The organism is Candidatus Cloacimonadota bacterium (assembly GCA_012516855.1).
Classification (GTDB): domain Bacteria; phylum Cloacimonadota; class Cloacimonadia; order Cloacimonadales; family Cloacimonadaceae; genus Syntrophosphaera.
In genome coordinates this window covers 1-1,613 of the sequence record JAAYWB010000116.1, presented here as the reverse complement: position 1 = coordinate 1,613, position 1,613 = coordinate 1, and the positions used below count along the sequence as shown (strand labels likewise).

Here is a 1,613-nt window from a genome sequence, read left to right as displayed (position 1 = left end):
ACAGACGGAAGAACTGATCAAAGAATTTCGTAAGGGCATGCCGATAAGGGATATGTAGAGAACACCTCGCCTGCATGGTTCCACCCCTGGCGCGCACCTTGCTTCGGCCTAATCCAGCAGTTCTTAAAGGTATCTCTTGAACAGGTGAGTATTTAATCGGTGCTGGCATTTATGAGATACTATAGAAAGTGATGCCGGAAAAAGACCACCTGCGCAGGACCATCGTTCACCCTTATACTACGCAGGAACTGCAAACCAGGTGTATCAAAAAGGAGGAAGCAATGTCAACAACTTTACGCTGGTACGGACACGCAGCCATCGGCATTGATACCAGTGGCTACCAGCTGCTGGTAGACCCCTTTTTCACGGGGAACACGGCAACCACACAAAAACCGGAAGAAGTAGCCGCCGACTACCTTCTGATCACACACGGTCACGGGGACCATGTGGGTGACGCTCCGCAAATCGCCAGGCGTACCGGCGCAACGATCATCTCCAACGCTGAAATCTGCACCTGGTTCGCCAAACAGGGGCTGAAAACTCACGCCCAACACCTGGGCGGAGGATTCCATTACCCATTTGGTTACCTGAAAATGACTTACGCCCTGCACGGTTCTGCTCTGCCAGATGGCTCTTACGGAGGCAATCCCGGCGGTTTTTTATTAACCACGCTGGAGGGTAAAAAAATCTACCTCGCCGGTGATACCGGCCTTTTTGGCGACATGAAACTGATTGGGGATGAAGGTGTCGATCTGGCGGTGCTGCCGATTGGCGATAATTACACCATGGGACCGGATGACGCGCTGCTGGCCGTGCGGCTGTTGCGCGCAAAAATGGTGGTGCCGATTCACTACGACACCTTTGAGGTCATCCGCCAGGACGCGGCCGCCTGGGCAGAAAGAGTTCGGGTGAACACGCCAACACAGGTGATTTTACTGAAGCCGGGCGATCAGGTTTCTGTGGAATAGAGATTTCACGCCAGAAGAGGGAATGCCAGAATCCGTCTGTGAAAGACGGATTCTGGCATTATTCGTGCAACAAGAAAAGAAATACGTTTTGGGCTTTGTGGAGGTTTGATGATGGAAACAATACTTGAACTTTTAACCACCGCCGGGAGGTTTCTGGTTGGCATGTGGCCGGTGATGTTCGTGGTGCTGCTTTTTGGGATTTTCAAGCGCCGAGACGGTTTTGGCACCATGATCAGGCTTTCCATTAAATCACTGGTGATCGCCTGGGTTTTCTTTGCGATATTAAGGGTGGTGTTCAATTATTTCCATATGGATACCCTCCAGTTAATTGAGGAACCAGAGAACACCAGGTATTTCCTGATTGTGGGGCTCTTTTTGCTGCCATTGGCGCTTGCCATAGTGTTTGAGGAAGCCCGTAAACGCCGGACGATCAAATCGATCGAAGACATGCAACTCCTCTCGCCTTCAGAATTTGAAAAACTGGTAGCCAAGACCTACCGCGAGCAAGGACATTCGGTCGAGATTGTGGGAGCGACTGGCGACCACGGCATCGACCTGGTGGTGCACACCAACAAGGGAGAAACCTGGTTGGTGCAGTGCAAGAAGTATCGCGGAAAAGTGGGCGAGCCGGTTGTGCGGGACTTT

General features: G+C 51.8%; 2 protein-coding genes. Both read left to right on the top strand.

Features of this window, described 5'->3' with window-relative positions; all coding sequences use genetic code 11:
• The first annotated feature begins 281 nt into the window (after nucleotides 1-281).
• Nucleotides 282-968, top strand: a complete 687-nt coding sequence (locus tag GX466_09290) for a metal-dependent hydrolase (protein ID NLH94389.1) — start codon at nucleotides 282-284, stop codon at nucleotides 966-968.
• Nucleotides 969-1,076: 108 nt separating this feature from the next.
• Nucleotides 1,077-1,613 (top strand): restriction endonuclease (locus GX466_09285; protein ID NLH94388.1); only part of this gene is annotated, 537 nt, incomplete at its 3' end.

Coding starts and splice junctions, on each gene's coding strand:
- GX466_09290 (NLH94389.1), top strand. CDS start 282: ATGTCAACAACTTTACGCTGGTACGGACACGCAGCCATCGGCATTGAT.